Source organism: Paenibacillus sp. IHBB 3054, from assembly GCF_051594305.1.
In the GTDB taxonomy this organism is placed as follows: Bacteria; Bacillota; Bacilli; order Paenibacillales; family Paenibacillaceae; genus Paenibacillus_AQ.
The window spans coordinates 1-559 of record NZ_JBOFBG010000152.1 but is presented as its reverse complement, the minus strand read 5'-3'; the positions used below and the strand labels follow the sequence as shown (position 1 = coordinate 559).

Sequence of the window (559 nt, the reverse complement as noted above, 5' to 3'; positions counted from 1 at the left end):
ATGGAAAATGGCTGAAGGAACATGGGCGGAAGAACCCGAAGAGATGACAAAGCCGGAAGAACAGAATGAGGAAGAAGAGGCTCAATCGATCTTTAGCCCCCTACTTCTGAAAGTCATCCAAGAGGATGAACCCGGAGGGGATGAAGCAGAGAATACAGAAGACCTGGAGATCGAGGAAGATTCCATCGAAGGACCATTAATTATTGAGGAAACTGCTGCGGATGCAGGGCGATTTAATAAGTTGAAGCTAAGCAAAGGGTTCATCGGAAAGGGATGGCGTAGCTGTAAAAAAGTCATCCCCATTCTCCTAGCGAAGTGGAGGCAATATATCCGTCCTCGTTTTAGTTCGTGGGCGTTGAAATGCCGTTTGGGGTGGCAGAAGTTGAGAAACCGAAATGATATAGTGCCAGAAGAGGTAGTGGAGCTTACGCATGAGAACAGAACTGGAGAAGATGGGCTGGAGTTTCCTCATCCTCCCGTTTCCATTGCAGAGTATCAGGAGCAGACACAGGTAAAGACAGGACAACAAAGCCCAAAGGGGTTAAAAGGGATCGTTCTT

1 protein-coding gene is annotated in these 559 nt (G+C 47.6%); it reads left to right on the top strand.

Annotated elements, in window-relative coordinates:
* A partial coding sequence (locus ACQ76X_RS36170; protein ID WP_438498705.1) for a hypothetical protein occupies nt 1-559 on the top strand: 559 nt, incomplete at both ends.